The sequence below is a fragment of the Mycobacterium zoologicum genome (assembly GCF_020181635.2).
Taxonomy (GTDB): Bacteria; Actinomycetota; Actinomycetes; order Mycobacteriales; family Mycobacteriaceae; genus Mycobacterium; species Mycobacterium zoologicum.
Map to the genome: position 1 here is coordinate 1 of NZ_JAYJJS010000006.1, position 17558 is coordinate 17558.

Annotated in this window: 20 protein-coding genes and 4 tRNA genes; 11 read left to right on the plus strand and 13 right to left on the minus strand. The window is 67.0% G+C overall.

Translation table 11 applies throughout. The features are described 5' to 3' along the window. Window positions 1–696, plus strand: a 696-nt coding sequence (locus K6T84_RS06775) for a class I SAM-dependent methyltransferase (protein ID WP_329786661.1), incomplete at its 5' end; no start/stop codon positions are given. A gap of 63 nt (window positions 697–759) precedes the next feature. Here the strand turns inward: K6T84_RS06775 and K6T84_RS06780 are convergent. Together K6T84_RS06780 and K6T84_RS06785 are read right to left on the minus strand one after the other, a co-directional pair. Then, window positions 760–1191, minus strand: a complete 432-nt coding sequence (locus K6T84_RS06780; RefSeq protein WP_225401959.1) for a DinB family protein — start codon at window positions 1189–1191, stop codon at window positions 760–762. Window positions 1192–1488: 297 nt separating this feature from the next. Further along, window positions 1489–1911, minus strand: coding sequence for an NUDIX hydrolase (locus tag K6T84_RS06785; RefSeq protein WP_225401423.1), 423 nt, complete (start codon window positions 1909–1911; stop codon window positions 1489–1491). A gap of 93 nt (window positions 1912–2004) precedes the next feature. Here K6T84_RS06785 and K6T84_RS06790 point away from each other — a divergent pair, with 93 nt between their 5' ends. From K6T84_RS06790 to K6T84_RS06815, 6 genes are all read left to right on the plus strand, one after another. Beyond that, the gene (locus K6T84_RS06790; protein ID WP_225401422.1) at window positions 2005–2784 is read left to right on the plus strand and encodes a GntR family transcriptional regulator; all 780 of its coding nucleotides are present in this window, start codon (window positions 2005–2007) and stop codon (window positions 2782–2784) included. A gap of 100 nt (window positions 2785–2884) precedes the next feature. Continuing rightward, window positions 2885–3307, plus strand: coding sequence for a plasmid replication, integration and excision activator (locus tag K6T84_RS06795; RefSeq protein WP_225401421.1), 423 nt, complete (start codon window positions 2885–2887; stop codon window positions 3305–3307). Continuing rightward, a complete protein-coding gene (locus K6T84_RS06800; RefSeq protein ID WP_225401420.1) occupies window positions 3304–4620 on the plus strand; it encodes an FtsK/SpoIIIE domain-containing protein in 1317 nt (438 codons plus the stop codon). Before K6T84_RS06795 ends, K6T84_RS06800 begins: the two co-directional genes overlap by 4 nt. Next, on the plus strand, window positions 4617–4943 hold the full coding sequence (locus K6T84_RS06805; protein ID WP_225401419.1) for a hypothetical protein: 327 nt from the start codon (window positions 4617–4619) through the stop codon (window positions 4941–4943). The genes K6T84_RS06800 and K6T84_RS06805 overlap by 4 nt, the downstream gene beginning before the upstream one ends. Window positions 4944–4946: 3 nt before the next feature. Beyond that, window positions 4947–5186 carry a helix-turn-helix transcriptional regulator gene (locus K6T84_RS06810; RefSeq protein ID WP_225401418.1) on the plus strand — a complete coding sequence of 80 codons (240 nt, stop codon included), beginning with the start codon at window positions 4947–4949 and terminating at the stop codon, window positions 5184–5186. Further along, window positions 5186–6355: a site-specific integrase gene (locus K6T84_RS06815; RefSeq protein WP_225401417.1), complete on the plus strand. Its 1170-nt coding sequence runs from the start codon at window positions 5186–5188 to the stop codon at window positions 6353–6355. The genes K6T84_RS06810 and K6T84_RS06815 overlap by 1 nt, the downstream gene beginning before the upstream one ends. A gap of 26 nt (window positions 6356–6381) precedes the next feature. On the opposite strand, the gene K6T84_RS06820 is transcribed toward K6T84_RS06815, so the two are convergent. The 3 genes from K6T84_RS06820 to K6T84_RS06830 all read right to left on the minus strand — a co-directional run bounded on the left by K6T84_RS06820 (window position 6382) and on the right by K6T84_RS06830 (window position 6664). After that, window positions 6382–6455: transfer RNA gene (locus K6T84_RS06820), tRNA-Phe, on the minus strand. Window positions 6456–6485: 30 nt separating this feature from the next. Continuing rightward, window positions 6486–6559, minus strand: a tRNA-Asp gene (locus tag K6T84_RS06825). A gap of 32 nt (window positions 6560–6591) precedes the next feature. Then, a tRNA-Glu gene (locus K6T84_RS06830) sits at window positions 6592–6664 on the minus strand. A 134-nt stretch (window positions 6665–6798) separates the two neighbouring features. Between K6T84_RS06830 and K6T84_RS06835 the strand changes: the two genes are divergently transcribed. Both K6T84_RS06835 and K6T84_RS06840 read left to right on the plus strand, forming a co-directional pair. After that, a tRNA-Lys gene (locus K6T84_RS06835) sits at window positions 6799–6871 on the plus strand. A 207-nt stretch (window positions 6872–7078) separates the two neighbouring features. Beyond that, on the plus strand, window positions 7079–8176 hold the full coding sequence (locus K6T84_RS06840) for a Fic family protein (protein WP_225401416.1): 1098 nt from the start codon (window positions 7079–7081) through the stop codon (window positions 8174–8176). Window positions 8177–8204: 28 nt separating this feature from the next. On the opposite strand, the gene K6T84_RS06845 is transcribed toward K6T84_RS06840, so the two are convergent. The 4 genes from K6T84_RS06845 to K6T84_RS06860 are packed head-to-tail and all read right to left on the minus strand — an operon-like array spanning window position 8205 to window position 12575. After that, window positions 8205–9110: a class I SAM-dependent methyltransferase gene (locus tag K6T84_RS06845; RefSeq protein ID WP_224864536.1), complete on the minus strand. Its 906-nt coding sequence runs from the start codon at window positions 9108–9110 to the stop codon at window positions 8205–8207. Window positions 9111–9148: 38 nt separating this feature from the next. Next, window positions 9149–10501, minus strand: a complete 1353-nt coding sequence (locus tag K6T84_RS06850; RefSeq protein ID WP_225401415.1) for an amidohydrolase family protein — start codon at window positions 10499–10501, stop codon at window positions 9149–9151. Beyond that, a complete protein-coding gene (locus K6T84_RS06855) occupies window positions 10495–11646 on the minus strand; it encodes a CoA transferase (RefSeq protein WP_225401414.1) in 1152 nt (383 codons plus the stop codon). Before K6T84_RS06855 ends, K6T84_RS06850 begins: the two co-directional genes overlap by 7 nt. Further along, complete coding sequence (locus K6T84_RS06860) at window positions 11643–12575, minus strand: enoyl-CoA hydratase/isomerase family protein (RefSeq protein ID WP_225398553.1); 933 nt, start codon at window positions 12573–12575, stop codon at window positions 11643–11645. The genes K6T84_RS06855 and K6T84_RS06860 overlap by 4 nt, the downstream gene beginning before the upstream one ends. A gap of 110 nt (window positions 12576–12685) precedes the next feature. Between K6T84_RS06860 and K6T84_RS06865 the strand changes: the two genes are divergently transcribed. Continuing rightward, window positions 12686–14200, plus strand: coding sequence for a class I adenylate-forming enzyme family protein (locus tag K6T84_RS06865; protein ID WP_225398552.1), 1515 nt, complete (start codon window positions 12686–12688; stop codon window positions 14198–14200). Next, window positions 14197–14502: a hypothetical protein gene (locus K6T84_RS06870; protein WP_224864531.1), complete on the plus strand. Its 306-nt coding sequence runs from the start codon at window positions 14197–14199 to the stop codon at window positions 14500–14502. Before K6T84_RS06865 ends, K6T84_RS06870 begins: the two co-directional genes overlap by 4 nt. Here K6T84_RS06870 and K6T84_RS06875 read toward each other — a convergent pair whose 3' ends face one another. The 4 genes from K6T84_RS06875 to K6T84_RS06890 all read right to left on the minus strand — a co-directional run bounded on the left by K6T84_RS06875 (window position 14503) and on the right by K6T84_RS06890 (window position 17553). Continuing rightward, window positions 14503–15159: a fatty-acid--CoA ligase gene (locus K6T84_RS06875; protein WP_225398551.1), complete on the minus strand. Its 657-nt coding sequence runs from the start codon at window positions 15157–15159 to the stop codon at window positions 14503–14505. Between the two features lie 16 nt (window positions 15160–15175). After that, window positions 15176–15703, minus strand: a complete 528-nt coding sequence (locus tag K6T84_RS06880) for a hypothetical protein (RefSeq protein ID WP_224864529.1) — start codon at window positions 15701–15703, stop codon at window positions 15176–15178. Further along, window positions 15700–16308, minus strand: coding sequence for a TetR/AcrR family transcriptional regulator (locus tag K6T84_RS06885; RefSeq protein WP_225398550.1), 609 nt, complete (start codon window positions 16306–16308; stop codon window positions 15700–15702). The genes K6T84_RS06880 and K6T84_RS06885 overlap by 4 nt, the downstream gene beginning before the upstream one ends. A 96-nt stretch (window positions 16309–16404) precedes the next feature. Then, window positions 16405–17553 carry an acyl-CoA dehydrogenase family protein gene (locus K6T84_RS06890; RefSeq protein WP_224864527.1) on the minus strand — a complete coding sequence of 383 codons (1149 nt, stop codon included), beginning with the start codon at window positions 17551–17553 and terminating at the stop codon, window positions 16405–16407. Window positions 17554–17558: the final 5 nt, after the last annotated feature.

A 17558-nucleotide genomic window follows, 5' to 3' on the forward strand; every position in this document is an offset into this window, starting at 1 on the left:
AACCGAAACGGAGGTCGCCTGAAACACCCCGATCCACAGGTATTGACAATTCCTCAGATCGGAGCCGGATCCGGGTCTATTGCTAGTTGGCTCGCGCGCGAGGCCGGTGATCCGACGCTAGTTACCACCACCGACATTGACACCCGGCTGCTTGGGCCGCTCGCGGATGCGGGAATCCAAGTGCTTCAACACAATGTGCTTACCGACGAGTTTCCGGCGGGCTCCTTCGATATCATCCACATTCGGGCGGTCCTCGAGCACATCGCACACCGTGAGCATGTCCTCGACCGGATCAGTTCGTGGTTGGCGCCTGGCGGCTGCTTGGTGGTCGTGGACTGCGCATCGTTCCCCCTGGCCAGCAGCCACAACCTGATTTTCCGTACGGCGATCGAAGCGTATATCGACATGGTTGCACTGACCGGCACCGACTATGAGTGGGCTCGCAGATTTCCGGAGCCGCTGCAGCGGCGGGGATTTCGTGATATCGGAGTTTCGGCGATGGTGCCCACGGTGCAGGGCGGCACTCCATTCGCTAAATTCTGGAGTCTCACCCTGGAAGCAGTTCGACCTCGGCTGCTCAATGCCAAGTTGATCGGGAATGAAGAGATCGACCGGGCGCAACACCTACTGGCCGATCCTGAATTCTTCGATCTCGGACCAGGATTTTTAGCGGCCTGGGGACACCGCCCACACTAAGCACGGAACAGGCCGGACAATGAGCGAAAATTAAATGCAACCGGAAACGAGTTACATTCGGCATCACATCTGGCGGCGAACATCTATCAAATGGTGATGCAGCTCATGGAGCGTGTGGGTAGCAACCCAGCGAAGCGAACGCTCTCCCGGCTCCGGGTCTGGGTACGGATAGGGATAGATGATTGTTCGATCCCAGTCGGCAGCCGACAGTCTGCGAAAAACATTCGATAATAACAGCGCTGAGTCATGGAGTTCTCGCGCGACATCACCGGGGCGTTGGTCGTTATAGCCGTCGTGCTCAACCCTCTCATCACGCCCCATCGATTCCGCGACGGGCCGGTCCCGACGGCGAGCGGCCAAAACCCTTTCGCGCTGCACATACAATAGATCGCGGACGTGACATGCATACTCCAGCGGCGACCACACGCTCGGAGAAGGTCGAAGTTGAAGGGAGGTCGCACTGGCAGCCTGAAGCAGGCCAACGTAGGCATCGATTAGCGGAGTCGCTGCTGCAGCAAAGTCATCTACGACTAGCTCGTAATCAAAACCACATTCAACGCATCCAGCCACATTGTCTCCCTAACCTACGTTTCCGGATGAAATTACAAGCGCGGCAAGAATACCGCCTTGTAACCATTGCCGCTCCACGGACCGAATAACATACTCGTCATCAAGCCAACCTTCCACTCGGGGACGAAGCCGAGAGATCCCACTGCAGCGAACTGACCAACGAACCTCTGCGCCGCCCGGTCCGCGGAGAGACCTACGAAGCATAAACCGGTACGCCCTCGCCTACATGAGATTGATCCCGTCATGCACTCGCGACTGCGGCAGCTCTTCGAACGCATCCAATACACGTATCCCAAATGCGGGCGTCATCATTCTCTGTACGTCTCCGGTTGTTACCCAACGGATTTCACGAGCCTCATCGGTCACATGAGGTGCGCCACCAAGCGATCGGCAGCGGTACACCAGAGCGACGATTCCGTGGGTTAGGTTCTTGTAGACGCCGGTGAGCCGCTCGACCGTCACCGCAAGTCCGGTTTCTTCCAGCACCTCGCGCCGTACGCCGTCCTCGAATGACTCATCGAGTTCGAGGACACCGCCGGGGGCTTCCCAATGGCCGTTGTCATCGCGTTTGATGACCAGGACGCGGCCGTCGCCGCGGACCACGATGCCGGCGACGCTGACCGAATGCTTCGGCGTGGTTGCCATGCGAGACTCCATTCTCCGGCCGACCTCCGATAGTGACAGGGTCGTGTTGACTCCTTACACTAGTCGTCTAGACATGCAAGGGAAGGCTCGTAGGTGCTGCAACTTGGCCAGATCGACCGGGCGGACGACAAACCGCCGTATCGACAGATCGCCGGAATGCTGCGCGAGGCGATCAACTCTGGCCAGCTCACCGCAGGAGAACGCGTACCGTCCGAAGCCGCGTTAAGCGGGCACTTCGGGGTAGCCCGCATGACTGTCCGCCAGGCCGTACAGGAGCTGCGTTCGGAGGGCCTGGTGGTCTCCGAGCACGGTCGCGGAGTGTTTGTCCGCCCCGCGCCCCCGATCCGCCGACTTGCATCCGATCGGTTCGCGCGGCGACATCGAGCCGAGGGCAAGGCAGCGTTCACCGTCGAGGCAGAGAAATCGGGTTACACACCACAGGTCGACAACATCGCGGTGACGCGTGAGACGCCGAACCCGGCTGTAGCCGAACGCCTCCGATTATCGGAAGGCGACGAAGTTGTGGTGCGATCACGGCGTTACCTCGCCGATGGCCGGCCAGTTGAGACGGCGGTCTCCTACATTCCTGCCGCATTCGCCCGCGATACGAAAATTGAGCAAGTCGACACCGGGCCTGGTGGCATCTACGCGCGGCTTGAGGAAGCCGGCCACACGCTTGCCCGATTCACCGAAGAGGTTGGCGCGCGGATGCCCACCCCTGAAGAGCGCCGAGTCCTGCAACTCGCGGCCGGCGTGCCGGTGCTGACCGTGGTCCGAACGGCTTTCGACACCGACGACGTCGCTGTCGAAGTATGCGACACAGTCAAGGCAGCACCCGCCTACCTGCTCGAATACGGCTTCTCGGCCCGCTGAGACTTCGCGAGACAACCAATCACCGCACTACCCTTGACAAACTCCCCTAGGCAACTAGGGTCGATAGTCATCTAGTCGATCTCGTCGAAAGGTTTCCGCAATGTCCATCCGCAAATGGCTCCAGATCGGCAACGATCAGGTGTTTTCACTCGGCGCGTACCTGGTGTCCGAGGTGACGCCGATGATTGATTTCGACAAGTCCGCCGGTGACAACCGCGTCCAGGCGACCGACCGCGATACCGGTGTGCCGATGTGGCAGGTCGAAGTGCTCGACGGCGATCCCGCGGCACCGAAGCGCAGCCGAACCGTGACCGTCAAGTTCGCCGCCCAAACACAGCCGACTGCACCGGCCAACACCAGCGGAACGCCGTTTACCCCTGTGGTGTTCGAAGGTCTGATGGCCCTGCCGTACATCGAGCGGTCGGGCGATTTCTCGCGGATCGCTTGGTCCTTCCGAGCTTCGGGAATGACAGCGCCGACCAAGACCTCCACTGCGGCCAACACGGCTAAGGCGTCAGCATGAACCCCGACCCGTTCGCACCCGTCGATCCAGACACACCGCTGCGGCTCGACCATCTCCTGCACCTGGTGACGAATCTCGTCATGTGGGTCGCGGTCATCGTGATGATCGCCGGTTCCGCCTTGATCTACTGGCGGTTGAGCTCACCGGAATCCTACGAAGAACAGTTCGCGGGACCTGCCCGCCTCATTCGTTGGCGGCTTTGGGCACACATGTCGTGGCAGCGCCTCTGCAAGCGTTGCGGCCTGTCAGCCTCCGAACAGGTCACTCATCGCGATCGCGAAGGACGCCAGGTGACCTCAATCCGCTGGTTCCATCCGAAGCTGGTGGGAACGGAGGTGACCCCCAGCAGCCTGCGTCTGACGGTGCGGGCCAGGATGGGCCAGACCGTCGATGACCTGGAGAGGGCCGTTCCGGCGATTCGTGACGCCGCGCGTGCCCACTCGGCACGTTCGGTTGTGGTCTCGCCCGGCACCATTCGGATCGACTTGGTCATGCGCGAGCAGCTATCCACAGTCGGCAACGCGGCGCCGACGACGACGGTCACCACAGCACGAGTCAGGCTGGGGCGGTGCGAGAACGGCTCCGCCTGGACTCTTCCACTGAGCGGCCGGCACACCCTGACCGTGGGTTGCTCCGGCGCAGGTAAAGGTTCCGTCTTCTGGGGTATCGCCGGCGGACTTGGCCCCGCGGTGGCCGCCGGCGTGGTCCGACTGGTGGGAATCGATCTCAAATACGGCATCGAGTTGTCGGTTGGCTCAGCGTTGTTCACCAAGATCGCAACCACCGAATCCGATGCCGTGAAAACTCTTGCCGCACTGGAACAGTTGATGGATAAACGCGGTACTGCGATGGCGGGCCGCGTACGCGATCACACACCGACTGCATCGGCTCCGCTGACGGTGTTGCTGATCGACGAGCTGGCCGGAGTCACCGCGTACATGAGCGACCCTGCTCTCCGTAAAGAAGCCTCAGCATCGCTGTCGCGGATTCTGACCAAGGGCCGCGCCCTGGGGATCGTGGTGGCCGCGTTCCTGCAAGACCCACGCAAGGAAGTCCTGCCGATGCGCGGCCTCTTTACCCAAACCATCGCACTCCGGCTGCGGTCTCGCGACGAGGTCGCGATGGTGCTCGGCGACGGGATGGCCGACGCCGCACCTGCACATCGGATCAGCCCCGATGCACCGGGCACCGGCTACGTCGTCGCCGTGGACGGCCAGGTGACCAAGGTGCGATCGGATTTCTGGACTGACGATCAAATCCGTGCCATTGCAAAGCAGTACGGTCGTACTTCGGGGCGAAAGGCAGCGCAATGATCGACAGCCTGCCCCTCGTCGAACCGCCTGACCGGGAACGGTTGGCCCGGCGCGCCGACGATCTTCGACAGCGTGCCGCGCTGGTTCGCCGATGCGGATGGGACCAGTACCGCCATCGCTGGTCCAGCGGCGAAGTCCTCGGTGTCGCGCTGGTCCTGGATGACCAGGCTGAACTGCACGGCCGCGGTGAGACGACCGACTCCGCCCTTTCCACCTGGGCGTTCACCCTGTGGGGAATCGTCTGCGGCGAATCCGACACCGCCGCCGGGCTGCCGTTTACGCGCGCCTGGTTCGACGCCATCCGGTGCCAGGCCACGAGGTGAGAGATGACGATTACTCATGGCCTGCGGGATGCCCTCGTCACCGCCGGCACGTTCCCCGAGTTACTCACCGCCGAGCAAGTATCGGCATTACTTGGCGTCTCCGCTGCAACCCTCAACCGCTGGGCTGCACTGCGCGAAACCACCGGTGAGCAGATCGGACCGCCCTGCTACACACTCTCGGAGCGGGTGCGCCGCTGGGACTGTGCTGAGGTCCGGGCCTGGCTGAAACAGGTGCGGCGGTAATGGCCGGCAACACCCCACGCGGCATCCGCAAGCGCCTCAACGCCGCCGGGGAGCCCCGCTACCAAGTGCGCTACCTGGTCCGCGATCCGCAGACGCCCTCCGGCTGGGTGGAGACGTCAGCCACGTTCCCGACGCTGCGTGAGGCGAAGGCGTTCAAATCCGAACGCGACAACGAAGCCGCGCTCGGCGCCCGCCGCTTCGATCCCCGCCTCGGCCGCACACCGCTGAACCGGATTTGGACGCAGTTCGCGGACTCCAAGAAGCCCGCGGTGTCACCGAAGACCTGGAGCGGATACGCCCAGCACTGGGAACTGCGGATCGCGCCGCGCTTCGGCCATGTGCCGGCCGACGAGATCACCCGCGCCGCTGTCCAAACGTTCGTGGACGGGTTGAGCGTCGGCCCGTGGGCGAAGGTGTCCACGCTGCGGCTACTGCGGTCGATCCTCGACGTCGCCCACCAGGACGGCCGTATCCACCGCAATCCCGCCACCGGCGTCTCAGCGGGCCGCATTCCGGAGCGGGAACGTCACCGCTACCTCACCACGCAGGAAGTCCAAACACTCGCCGCCGCGTGCGGGGATCAGGGCGACGTCGTGACCATCCTGGCCTACACCGGGCTGCGCTGGTCCGAACTCGTCGGCCTCCGCGTCAAGGACATCGACCTCACCGCCCGACGCCTCTACGTCCGCCGGGCCGCGCCCGAGGTTGAAGGCCGCATAGTTATCGGACCGCCGAAGACCCGCGCCGGCATCCGGACCATCCCGCTCCCCCAGGTCGTCATCGACATCTTCAAGGGGCGCATCACCGGGCGGGAACCCGACGAACCCGCCGTCACCTCACCGAACGGAGCAATGCTGCGATCGAACAATTGGCGCCGGCATACGCACTGGAACAAGGCACTCACCAAGACCGGGCTGGTACCGCTGACCATCCATGATCTACGCCATACCTACGCCAGCCTGGCCAGAAAATCCGGCGCGGATCTGCGCTACGTGCAGAAAACCATGGGCCATTCAACACCGACCGTCACCGCGAACATCTACAGCGACCTCTACGCCGACGAGCTGGATCAGGTGGCAACGAACCTCGATCAGCTTCACGCGAGCGAGATTCAGACACCGAAGACCGGACAAGAACCGGACGAATCAAACCGACAACCGAGTGCATGAACCGTGTCTATGCAGGTCAAACCAAGTGGCCAGGGCCGGGATCGAACCGGCGACCTTCCGCTTTTCAGGCGGACGCTCGTACCAACTGAGCTACCTGGCCGGAAGGCACCAGGTGCCTCGCCGCGTAAAGCGACCCTGACGGGACTTGAACCCGCGACCTCCGCCGTGACAGGGCGGCGCGCTAACCAACTGCGCCACAGGGCCTTGCTGTTCGCTCCGCCGTCACGCGATGCGAGTACCCCCAACGGGATTCGAACCCGTGCTACCGCCGTGAAAGGGCGGCGTCCTAGGCCACTAGACGATGGGGGCCAGAACCGAATCTCTCCGAGGCACTCGCAACGTTTCACGTTGGGAGCTTGGCTAGCTTAGGGCACGGTGGGCCCAATCCTCAAACGCGCCCCCGCTCGGGCCGGATCGGGGAGGCAGTATCCTGTTCCGGCGCGGCCCCTATAGCTCAGTTGGTAGAGCTACGGACTTTTAATCCGCAGGTCCCAGGTTCGAGCCCTGGTGGGGGCACTTCAGGCATCGCCGGTGCGGCGGCCTAGCCGCCCGGCACCCAACCCGGCCGATGTGATGCTTTTCATATCGGCCGATTCGCGCCCGAGGCCGACCGGACCTGCGACGTCCGGAGATATGCAAACCAACTTCGCATATGACCCGGATATGTAAATTTTTCCGTGGAAACTTTACATATGACCCATCGGGCTGGGATCGTAGAACTCCATGACCAGCTGGCGACCGGATCGTCCTTACAACGAACTGCCACCGCCTCCACACGCCGACGAGCTCGAGACACGCCCCGTCCTCAGGGCTGCGATCAGCGCGAATAAGGCTTTGGCCCAGCTGGATCAGGCCGCCGTCTCGATCCCTGACCCGACGGTTCTGATCAACTCGCTTCCCGTCCTGGAAGCGCAGGCAAGCTCGGAGATCGAGAACATCGTCACGACGACGGACGAATTGTTCCGGCACCTCGACAACGATGAAAGTGCTGATTCCGCAACTCGCGAGACGCTGCGCTACCGCACAGCCCTACGCATCGGCTTTGAACTGGCCAAAGACCGGGGAGTGACCAGCGCAACCGCCGCCGCCGTCTGCAGCGCGATCAAAGGTCGCGAGATGAAGATCCGCGCCGTTCCCGGCATACGGATCGCGAACCCCGCAACGGCGGAAGTCATCTACAGTCCCCCGGAAGGGCGTGACGTCGTCGCCGAGAAGCTCAGCAATTGGGAACGCTTCGTCCATCGTGAGGACGGTCTCGACCCACTGGTCCGCATGGCAGCTGCGCACTATCAGTTCGAAGCCATCCACCCGTTCTCTGACGGCAACGGGCGGACTGGGCGGATCTTGAACGTGTTGATTTTGGTGGACGCCGGCCTGCTCCGGTTACCCGTCCTCTATCTGTCGCGGTACCTCATCGACTCGAAGAACGACTACAACCGACTCCTTCGTTCGGTAACGGCCGAGTCCGCCTGGGAAGAGTGGGTCCTCTACATCCTGACCGGTGTCGAACGGACTTCGCGGTCCACTCTTCGAAAGATCGCGGCCATCCGTGCGCTACAAGAAGACTTCGGACGAAGGGCACGTGCGGTGTCCAAGGGCGGCGGAGACTCTGAGTTTCAGTCGGTCCTCTTCGAACAGCCCTACTGCCGGATCAACACCGTCGTGGAGCGCTGCGGGGTATCGCGCCCGACCGCCACCTCCTGGCTCGGAGCCTTGGCCGAAGCCGGCCTGCTCCAAGACGTCAAGGTCGGCCGCGACCGGTTGTTCATCAACCGAGAGCTTCTGCACCTGCTGATTCGGCCCGAACCCACGGACTTGTAATCCGCAGTCCGTAGGTTGACATCGCGCCTCAGGCCGGCAGCACCGCGCTCAGATACGTCAGATCCCCGAACGCCACCGCCAGGGCATCGTCGCCGTACTGCAGGCCGGCATCGTGATAGAGCTCGGTGACCTGCCTGCCCGACACCGTCCAGCCGGCACCGGTCAGGTACTCGACGATGTGGCTGCGCTCGCCGTGGTAGACCAGATCGCCGATCTCGACCTCCATCCCCAGCGCGGACAGCTTCTCCCGGTGCTCGCGCCACTCCGGGCTGGAGAACACCGAGGTGTCCTGGATGAACTCGCATGCCAGCCGACTGCCCGGGGCGCTGAGCCCGGTGATGGTGTCGAACAGCGCGTCCTGGGCGTCGGGCTGCAAATAGACCAGCAGGCCCTCGGCGCTCCACACGGTGGGCGCGGACGGGTCGAATCCGGCGGCCTTGAGCGCACTCGGCCAGTCGTCGCGCAGGTCGATGGCGACCGTGCGGCGCTCCGCGGTCGGCTCGGCGCCGAGCCCGGCCAGGGTCGTGGTCTTGAAGTCGATCACCTCGGGCATGTCGATCTCGTAGACGACGGTGCCCTCCGGCCAGGCCAGCCGGTAGGCGCGGGAGTCCAGCCCGGAGGCCAGGATCACCGCTTGACGGACGCCGGCCTCGGTGGCGGCCAGGAAGTGCTGGTCGAAGAACCGGGTCCGTACCGCCATGCCGTGGCTCATCTTGTCGGGGTCGAATTCGTCGCCTTCGGCGTAGTCGACCTGGCCGTCGACCATGCGAGTGAAGAAGTCGATGCCCACCGCGCGCACCAGCGGCGCCGCGAACGGGTCGTCGATCAGCTTCTGCGGCCGTGAGCTGGCCAGCGCCCGCTGGGCGGCCACCATGGTCGCGGTCGCCCCCACACTGGTGGCCAGGTCCCACTTGTCACTGTCCGAACGCGTCATTGCCGTGCCTTCCCTGATCCGCAAAGTACATAGACAGGCTACACACTGCCGGGGCGCTGGTGCACCACCTCGCCCGCGACGACGGTCATCGCCACCAGATCCGCGTCGAGCGCGGCCAGCACCTCCTCGGGCCCGCCGGCCAGCACGCACACGTCCCCGGGTTCGCCGGGTGCGATGGTGCGCGGCGTCGCGGGGCGGTCGGCCCGGCCACAGAACAGCTGCAGCGCTTCGCGGGCCGTGACGGCCTCGGCCACGCCCAGCACGGCCCCGGCGCGGGTCTTCCGCTGCACCGCGGCGCGCATCGCCGCCCAGGGATCACCGTCACCGAACGGTGTGTCGGTGGACAGTGCCACCGGAATCCCTTTGCGGCGCAATGTTTCCAGCCGCCATAGCTCATGGTGGTCTTCCGGAGTTATGTCGGCCAGGTAGCTATCGCCGCGTTCGGCGACGAAGCCGGGCTGGGTGACGACGGTGATGCCGAGCGCGGCCAGGTCCGCCAGCCGGTCGTCGGGCACCACCGCGGCGTGCTCGATCCGGTCGTCGCGGTGCGTCCCGGCGCTCTGCCATGCCGCGATCGCGACGGTGAGCTGCGCGTCGGTGACGCAGTGCAGGGCCACGCCGTGGTCACGGGAGTGGTTGTGCGACAACGCCGTAGTGAGCTCATCGAGGTCCAGTCGGGCGTCGTCGAGAATGATCTTGGCCGGGCCGAGCGTGACGCCGGGCGCCGCGGCGGTCCCGGCGGGCGCCAGGCAGTGCAGGCGCTGCAGCAGCTCGCCGCGGCGGCGCGCCGCGCCGAACGTGGTGATGTCAGCGCTCGTGAAATCCGGTGTGGCATCGGTGATCCCGGTGACCCCATAGCCGGCCAGCCTGCGACTCAGCCGGGTCAGCGACGGTTCCCGGTGCGGCACCGGCGGCACCGGATCGCCGTGCGCCCGCAGCAATCGGCCGTCGGCGGGCCCGGCCATGCCGAGCCGGGCCAAGCCGGTGGAGCTGAGTACCCACAGTGCGCCGCTGCGGTGTGCCACCCGAACCGGGACGTCGGGTGAAATCCGGTCCAGCAGTGCGGCATCAAGCTCCCCGGCGACGGATTCGTGGTAGCCGTAGCCGCGCACCCAGCCGTCGTCGTCAACGTGGGCGGCCCGCAGCGCAGCCTCGAACTGCTCAGGAGTGCCCACCTGCGGCGGGCCCAGACACACCGACTCGCATGCTGCCGCCGCCGACCGCAGGTGCAGATGGTGGTCGTGCAGCCCGGGTAGCACGGTGGCGCCGGCGGCGTCGTAGACGTCTTCGCCGCGGCGCGGCCGTAGCGCCTCGGCGACCTCGGTGATGGTCTCGCCCAGCCGGATGTCGACGCCCGCGCCGTCCAGCGTCCTGGCCCGCTGGATCAGCACCGCGACACCAGCTCCCCGACCCGGGCGTTGTCGGCGCCCAGCGCCGGGCCGGCGGCCTCGATCCGCGGGCGCTGCGGCGCCAGCACGGGATGCTCGCCGGCGCAGTGCAGTGGCAACGCGGCGTAGCCCGCCGCAACCGACGCCAGCGACACACCGATCACCTCACCGCCGCCGCGCCCCAGCGCATCGACCACCGCGACGGCCGACTCGATCCCGGTCAGCGGATCGGCGATGGCGTCGCCGCAGAACACCGGCCCGCCCGCCTCGTCAAACCCCACCAGCCCGCCGGCCACCGCGGCGTCGTCGCCGAACCCGGGGAAACTCCCGTCGGCATGGGCGGTGATCTGCAGCCACACCCGCCCGGGCCGGGCGGGCACGTCGAACGGCCCCAGGCCGCGGCGGGCCAGCGCAGCGGGACGCGAACCCTCCAGCACCACGTCGGCGGCACCCAGCAGCTGGGCAAGAAAGGCCCGATCGGCGTCGAAATCGACCGCGCAGGACAGCTTTCCGCCGTTCACCCAGTCGAAGAACTCGCGCGGTCCCAAACGGCTGCCGTCCGGGCGGGCCGGACTTTCGACCTTGACCACCGTCGCACCGGCCTGCGCCAGCAGCCGCCCGCACAACGGTCCGGCCCACAGCGAGGTCAGGTCGACCACCAGGGCACCGCGCGGCCCGCGGGCCGGTCCGCGCGGTCCGGCCGGCCGGATGGCCGCCGGTAATGCGGCGGCCTCCCCCAGCGCCGCCGCGGGGATGTCAAGCAGCCGGGCCCGGGCCACCACCTCGGCCACCGGCCTGTCGGAAGCCCAACCGGCCAGCGCCGCCCAGGGTTCGCCGGGCTGATCGGAGCTGATCAGCGCGCCGACGGCGTCGACGTCGTCGGGCCGGGACAGCGTGAGCGCCCACCAGCCATCCGTCGCAGCCAGCAACCGGGAGGCTCCCCCGGCCGAACAGCGACCGGCCCGGGTCCAGCCCCGCAGCGCGGCGCGCCCGGCCAACAGGGATGCGGCATCAACGCCGAGGCCCAACCGGCCCAGCACCTGCCCGGCGTGTGCCAGCACCGCGGCGCGGGAGAAGTCGGGCGGCCCGTCGGGCGCACCGGTCAGCCAGGCCAATCCCGAGGCGCCCCAATCGGATGCCACGCTCACGAGACCTCGTCGACCAGGCCCCACCGCAGCGCGGTGCGCGCATCGATGGTGCGCCCGGACAGGATCAGATAGCCGGTGCGCCACCGCCCGATCCGGCGGGTGATGCTGACGGTGCCGCCGGCACCCGGGACCAGCCCCAGGCTCAACTCGGGCAGGCCCAGCACGGTGTCGGGGTGCGCGGTCATCCGCCCGCAGTAGGCGGCCATCTCCAGGCCACTGCCGAGCACCTGGCCGTGGATCTCGGCGCGGCAACGAGCTCCGAGCCGGGAGGTCAGTGCGTCCAGCGCCAGGGCGGGGCTGTACCGGGTGCGCGCCAGATGGGCGCTGGCGACATCGGTGAACCTGCCGAATTCGGCGAGGTCGCCGCCGCTGCAGAACGACGGTCCGGTCCCGCTGAGCACCACCTCGCTGATCGAGGTGTCGGCCCGGGCGACGGCCAGCCCGTCCAGCAGTCCGGCGCGCATGGCGTTGCTGAAGGCATTGTGGCGCCCGGGCCGGTTGAACCGCAGCGTCAAGGTGTCGCCGTCGCGGTCGATCAGGACCGGGTCGGGTGTTTCGGGCACCTCGGCAGGCCCCCGCTCGGCGAGCCACCGCGCGAATTCCGGTCCGCCCTGCAGCGTCGAGTAGGCCAGCGACTCGGTGGTCACCCCGGCCGACGCGGGCGCGGTGGGGTCGACGGCGCGCAGCACGTCGTCGCAGATCGCGGCGGCGTGCGGGTGGGCCCGGCAGTGGGCCTCGATCTCGGCGAGGGCACGGGGCACCGAGAGCACCCGGATCACCCGACGATCGGTGTCGTCACGCTCGGTCAGGGTGAAGGTGGCACGGTCGAGCCGAGGGTCGGCGGGGTCGAACCTCGATCCGGTCGCGATGACGATCCCGGCGCCGGGCTCGGTGTCGGGTTCCCCGTCGAGGTCGACAACGCTGATCATGACGCATGTCAGGGTAGGCGACGGAAAAGGCCCAGCAGACCGACGCGGACGGTATCGAAACTACCGAAAAATGATAATGTCGTTCTCATGACGGTTACCGGAGCCGCACGGTGAGCATTTCGTTGTTGCTGGAGATGGCCATGTCCGGCGACCCCGACCGGGTTGCCGTCGTCTCCGAGACCGCCCGTCACACCACCGCCGAACTCAACGCGCTGGCCGACGCCGGCGCGGGCGTCATCAACGCCACCGGGGCGCGCAGTGTGGCCTATGTCGGGATGGGCGGCGACATGCTGCCGCTGCTGCTGTTCTCCGCGGCGCGCGCCGGACAGCCGTTCGCCCCGTTGAACTACCGGCTCAGCGGCCCGGCGCTGCGCGAGCTGATCGACCGTCTGCCGGCGCCGCTGGTCGTGGTGGACAAAGAGTACCGCGACCTGATCAGCGAAGCGGGCGACGTCGGTGTGGCGCTGATGGATTCGGATGAATTCTGCGCGGCCGCCCGTACCACCGCACCCGACGTGCAGTGGCCCGACCCCGACGACGTCGCAGTCATCCTGTTCACCTCCGGCACCACCTCGCGACCCAAAGCCGTTGAGCTGACCCACAACAACCTGACCAGTTATGTCACCGGCACGGTGGAGTTCGGTTCGGCCGACGCATCCGACGCCGCACTGATCTGCGTCCCCCCCTATCACGTCGCCGGCGTCGGCGCCGCACTGAGCAATCTCTATGCCGGCCGAAAGATGGTGTACCTGAGGCGGTTCAGTGCCCCCGAGTGGATCCGGCTGGTCGCGGGCGAGCGGGTCACCACCGCCACCGTCGTGCCGACCATGCTGGAGCGCATCGTCGCCGAACTCGAAGCCCACCCCACTGCGCTGCCCACCTTGCGCAACCTCGCCTACGGCGGTTCGAAAGTGGCACTGCCGCTGGTCCGTCGGGCCCTGGACCTGCTGCCGCAGGTGGGCTTCGTCAACGCCTACGGCCTGACCGAGACCAGCTCCACGGTCACGGTGCTCACCCCCGAGGACCACCGCGAGGCGTACGAGTCCGGCGACGAGGCGGTGCGCAGGCGGCTGGGTTCGGTGGGCCGGCCGGTCCCGGGCCTGGAGGTGGTGATCCGCGACGACGACGGACGGCCGGTACCAGCCGGGCAGCCCGGCGAGCTGTTCGTGCGCGGCGAACAGGTCTCGGGCACCTACACCGGCATCGGATCGGTGCTCGACGCCGACGGCTGGTTCCCCACCCGCGACCTGGCCGTGCTCGACGACGAGGGCTACCTGTTCATCATCGGGCGTTCCGACGACACCATCATCCGCGGTGGCGAGAACATCGCCCCCGCCGAGATCGAGGACGTGCTGGTCGAACACCCCGAGGTCAGCCAGGTCGCGGTGGTGGGGGCACCCGACCCGGAGTGGGGCCAGATCATCGTGGCGTGTGTGGTCCCCACGCCCGGGAAGTCGCCGGATCCCGCCGTCCTGCGAGAGTATGTTCGAGAGCAGCTGCGCGGGTCCCGGACCCCGGACCGGATCATCTTCCGCCCCGAACTGCCGACGACGCCGACCGGCAAGGTGCTGCGTCGCAACATCGTCTCCGACCTGCAAAATGCCGATATCGAAGGGGCACAATGATCAAGTCCGGTACCCGCCTGAAGAGTCAGGTCTGCGACACCCAGGTGATCGTGGTCAAGACCGCCGACAGTCTCGATGAGCTGCGCGCCGGCGGTGCCCCGATGGTGCCGCTCGACTCCGACACGGCAGGCGGGGACGCGAGCTTGGACCCGGAGTTCGCCGCGGGTGCGGTGATGGGCAAGCGCTACGTCGACGACGCCGGCGCCGAGGTGCTGGTCACCAAGGCCGGCGCGGGCACGTTGAGCATCGGCACGGTGCCGATGTCGATCAAAGAAGCCAAGCCGCTGCCGGCCAGCGACTGATCAGACGCGCATCAGGTGCGCCAGGTGGCCGACGAACACCGGCGGATAGACCCCCACCCCCGCCCGGGTGATCCAGTCGTCGGAGAAGGCCGGTTGGCTGATCCAGGCGCCCGCTCTAGCGGCGGCCACCTCCTCGGTGGTCTCCTGCAGCATGAACACCTCGCGGGGGTTGTCGAAAGCCTGGAATACCAGGACCTTCCGGATTCCCGCCGCGGCGAAGTCGTGGGCGGTGGCGTGCACGTGGGCGATCAGCGTCGCGGCGTCGGCGACTTCGGCTACCGCGGCCACCACTGCCTCCGGCGGTTCGGCGGATTGTTGGGTCGGACTGGGGTCACCGTCCCCGACCGCGATGCGTTCCACCAGTGAGCCGGCGAACACCGCCGGGATGTCGTCGACGCCCACGGCGTCGAACCACTGCATGAACGCCCGGTTGCGCAGGATGTCGACCACCGGCTGCTCGGCGCGGATGGCCAGCACCGCCAGTACCCGGCCGGGATCGACCGCCGAGGTGTAGACGAGTACGTGCCGGGCTCCCAGGTGGGCCAGGGCGTCGCGCTGGCGTTCCAGCAGCGGCCAGACCCGGCTCGGGTCGGGCACCCGGTAGTCGGTCACCAGCACCAGGGAACGCGACAGTGCCTCAGGCTCGATGTCGGTCAACGCCGGGTTGCGGAGCTCAGCTGGCCGGGCTCAGGTCCGCGGCCACCGAGGGACACTCCGCCGGGCCGCGCCGGAACAGCTCGACGCGCGCGGTGGCTGCCGCCGGGTCTGCGCCGGCCGCCATCAGCGCCTGGGCCTTGAACACCCGGGCGGCCGCGCTGAGCCGGTGCTCGCGCATGTCGACGTCGGAGTCCAGTTCCGCCGGCACCGCACCCCACAGGATGACCTCGGTGCCGCCGTGTTCCAGGGCGTCGCGCACTCCGTCGCGCACCCGGTCGTCGCGCGCGAACATCTCGGCGCACACCGCGATGGTCTGCGGGTGCGGCCACTGCTCCCACTGTTTGAGCACCGACGCCAGCTCCAGCGCCCGCACACCGAGGATCTCCAGCGGCCGGGTGTCGCCGACGTCGCGCAGCAGCACGGTCACGTCCCAGCCGGCCGCCGCCCGGTCGTATAGCCATCCGCCGGCTGCGGCGACCACGTCGGTGGCGCTGCCGCCGACGACGTCGAACCGGTACCGGGATTCGGACTCGGCGGTGTTCACCGCACGGCTCCCTGCGGAGCGAAATCTCGCGCCAGCGATTCCGCGTACCCCGTGAACACGTCGGTCAGAGGTATTGAAGGATCCAGCAGCCATGACATCTCCATTCCGTTGACAAATGCGATGATCTCCGCGGCCTTGGCGTCCGCGTCGAGGTCTGTGCGATAGCGGCCGGCGGCCATGCCGCGCCGAATCAGGTCGGCGACGATCTCCAGCGAGCTGCGGTAGCGCTCCAGCATCCGGTCGTGCAGAGGCGCCTCGGGCTGGACGTTCTCGGCGAGCAGCACGGTGAACGTGCCGACCAGCTCTGGCGCCCTGGTGAACCGTTCGGCCACCCGCTGGATCTCTTCGATCAGGTCGCCGCCGCGGTCGGCGTGGATGTCGTCGTCGGCGTCGCGGGCGTCGAGCACGGCGTGCAGCAGTTGTTCCTTGGACGCGAAGTGGTGCAGCAGGCCGGCCGCGCTGACGCCGGCGATCCGGGCGATCTGCGCAAGCGAGGTGTTGCGCCAGCCGTTCCGGGCCAGCAGATGCTCAGCGGCCAGCAGAATCCGCTGCCTGCGGTCCTCACCTTTGGCGAGAAGTGTGGCGTACGGCCGGGGTGACGTCACCGGTCTCCTTCGGGGGGTAACCAACCAAGTGAACACACAGTAGGTTGGTTAGGGCCATTGTGACAAGGGTCTCATCGAAGAATTTTTCTCCCCGGCTTACAACCCGAGCGATTTGGCGATGATCACCTTCATCACCTCCGAAGTCCCGGCATAGATCCGGGCCACCCGCGCATCGGTGTACAGGCGCGCGATCGGGTACTCCATCATGTAGCCGTAGCCGCCGAACAGCTGCAGACAACGGTCCACCACCCGGGCCTGCATCTCGGTGCAGAACAGTTTCGTGCGCGCAGCATCGGCCCCCGACAGCCGTCCCTCGACGTGGTCGATGACGGCCCGGTCGAGCATGCACTGGGCGGCCTCGATCTCGGTGGAGACCGCGGCCAACTCGAACTTGGTGTTCTGGAACGACGCCACCGACGACCCGAACACATTGCGGTTCTGCACATAGTCGATCGCCGCGGCCAGCGCCGAACGGGCCTGGGCCACCGAGCCCACGGCGACGGTCAGACGTTCCTGGGCGAGGTTGTGCCCGAGGTAGCCGAATGCCGCGCCCTCATCCCCCAGCCGGTTGGCCACCGGCACCCGAACGTCGGCGAACGACAGCTCGGCGGTGTCCTGGACCTTGCAGCCCATCTTGTCCAGTTCGCGGCCCCGCTCGAAGCCCGGCATCCCGTCCTCGACCACCAGCAGCGTCAACCCGTTGCGCCGGTTGTCGGGGTCGGTGGCGGTGCGGGCCACCACGATCACCAGGTCGGCCTGAATACCGCCGGTGATGAAGGTCTTGGCGCCGTTGAGGACGTAGTGATCGCCGTCCCGCACCGCGGTGGTGCGCATGCCGGCCAGATCCGATCCGGTGCCGGGTTCGGTCATCGCGATGGCCGTCAGCAGCTTCCCGGCGGCCAGCCCGGGGAACCACCGGGCCCGCTGCTCGGCGTCGGCGTAACGCAGGAAGTACGGCAGGATCACCTCGAGCTGGGTGCGCACCGTGGACAGCGTGACCAGGGCGCGGGCCGCCTCCTCCTGCAGCACCACGTTGTAGCGGTAGTCGTCGACGCCGCCGCCGCCGTACTCCTCGGGAATGGACATGCCCAGCATCCCCAGTGAGCCCAGGTGCTCGAAGACCGAGCGCGGCATCCGGCCGGCCTTCTCCCATTTGGGGTATTCGGGTACGACGTGCTTGGCAACGAAGTCGCGGGCCAGGGCGCGAAACGCCTCGTGGTCTGGCGTGAACAGATCCCGGTGCATGCGCC

Bases quoted from the DNA above. Each gene is read 5' to 3' on its own strand.
- K6T84_RS06785 (WP_225401423.1), bottom strand. From the start codon at position 1,911: ATGGCAACCACGCCGAAGCATTCGGTCAGCGTCGCCGGCATCGTGGTC.
- K6T84_RS06795 (WP_225401421.1), top strand. From the start codon at position 2,885: ATGTCCATCCGCAAATGGCTCCAGATCGGCAACGATCAGGTGTTTTCA.
- K6T84_RS06800 (WP_225401420.1), top strand. From the start codon at position 3,304: ATGAACCCCGACCCGTTCGCACCCGTCGATCCAGACACACCGCTGCGG.
- K6T84_RS06805 (WP_225401419.1), top strand. From the start codon at position 4,617: ATGATCGACAGCCTGCCCCTCGTCGAACCGCCTGACCGGGAACGGTTG.
- K6T84_RS06810 (WP_225401418.1), top strand. From the start codon at position 4,947: ATGACGATTACTCATGGCCTGCGGGATGCCCTCGTCACCGCCGGCACG.
- K6T84_RS06815 (WP_225401417.1), top strand. From the start codon at position 5,186: ATGGCCGGCAACACCCCACGCGGCATCCGCAAGCGCCTCAACGCCGCC.
- K6T84_RS06840 (WP_225401416.1), top strand. From the start codon at position 7,079: ATGACCAGCTGGCGACCGGATCGTCCTTACAACGAACTGCCACCGCCT.
- K6T84_RS06845 (WP_224864536.1), bottom strand. From the start codon at position 9,110: ATGACGCGTTCGGACAGTGACAAGTGGGACCTGGCCACCAGTGTGGGG.
- K6T84_RS06860 (WP_225398553.1), bottom strand. From the start codon at position 12,575: ATGATCAGCGTTGTCGACCTCGACGGGGAACCCGACACCGAGCCCGGC.
- K6T84_RS06870 (WP_224864531.1), top strand. From the start codon at position 14,197: ATGATCAAGTCCGGTACCCGCCTGAAGAGTCAGGTCTGCGACACCCAG.
- K6T84_RS06890 (WP_224864527.1), bottom strand. From the start codon at position 17,553: ATGCACCGGGATCTGTTCACGCCAGACCACGAGGCGTTTCGCGCCCTG.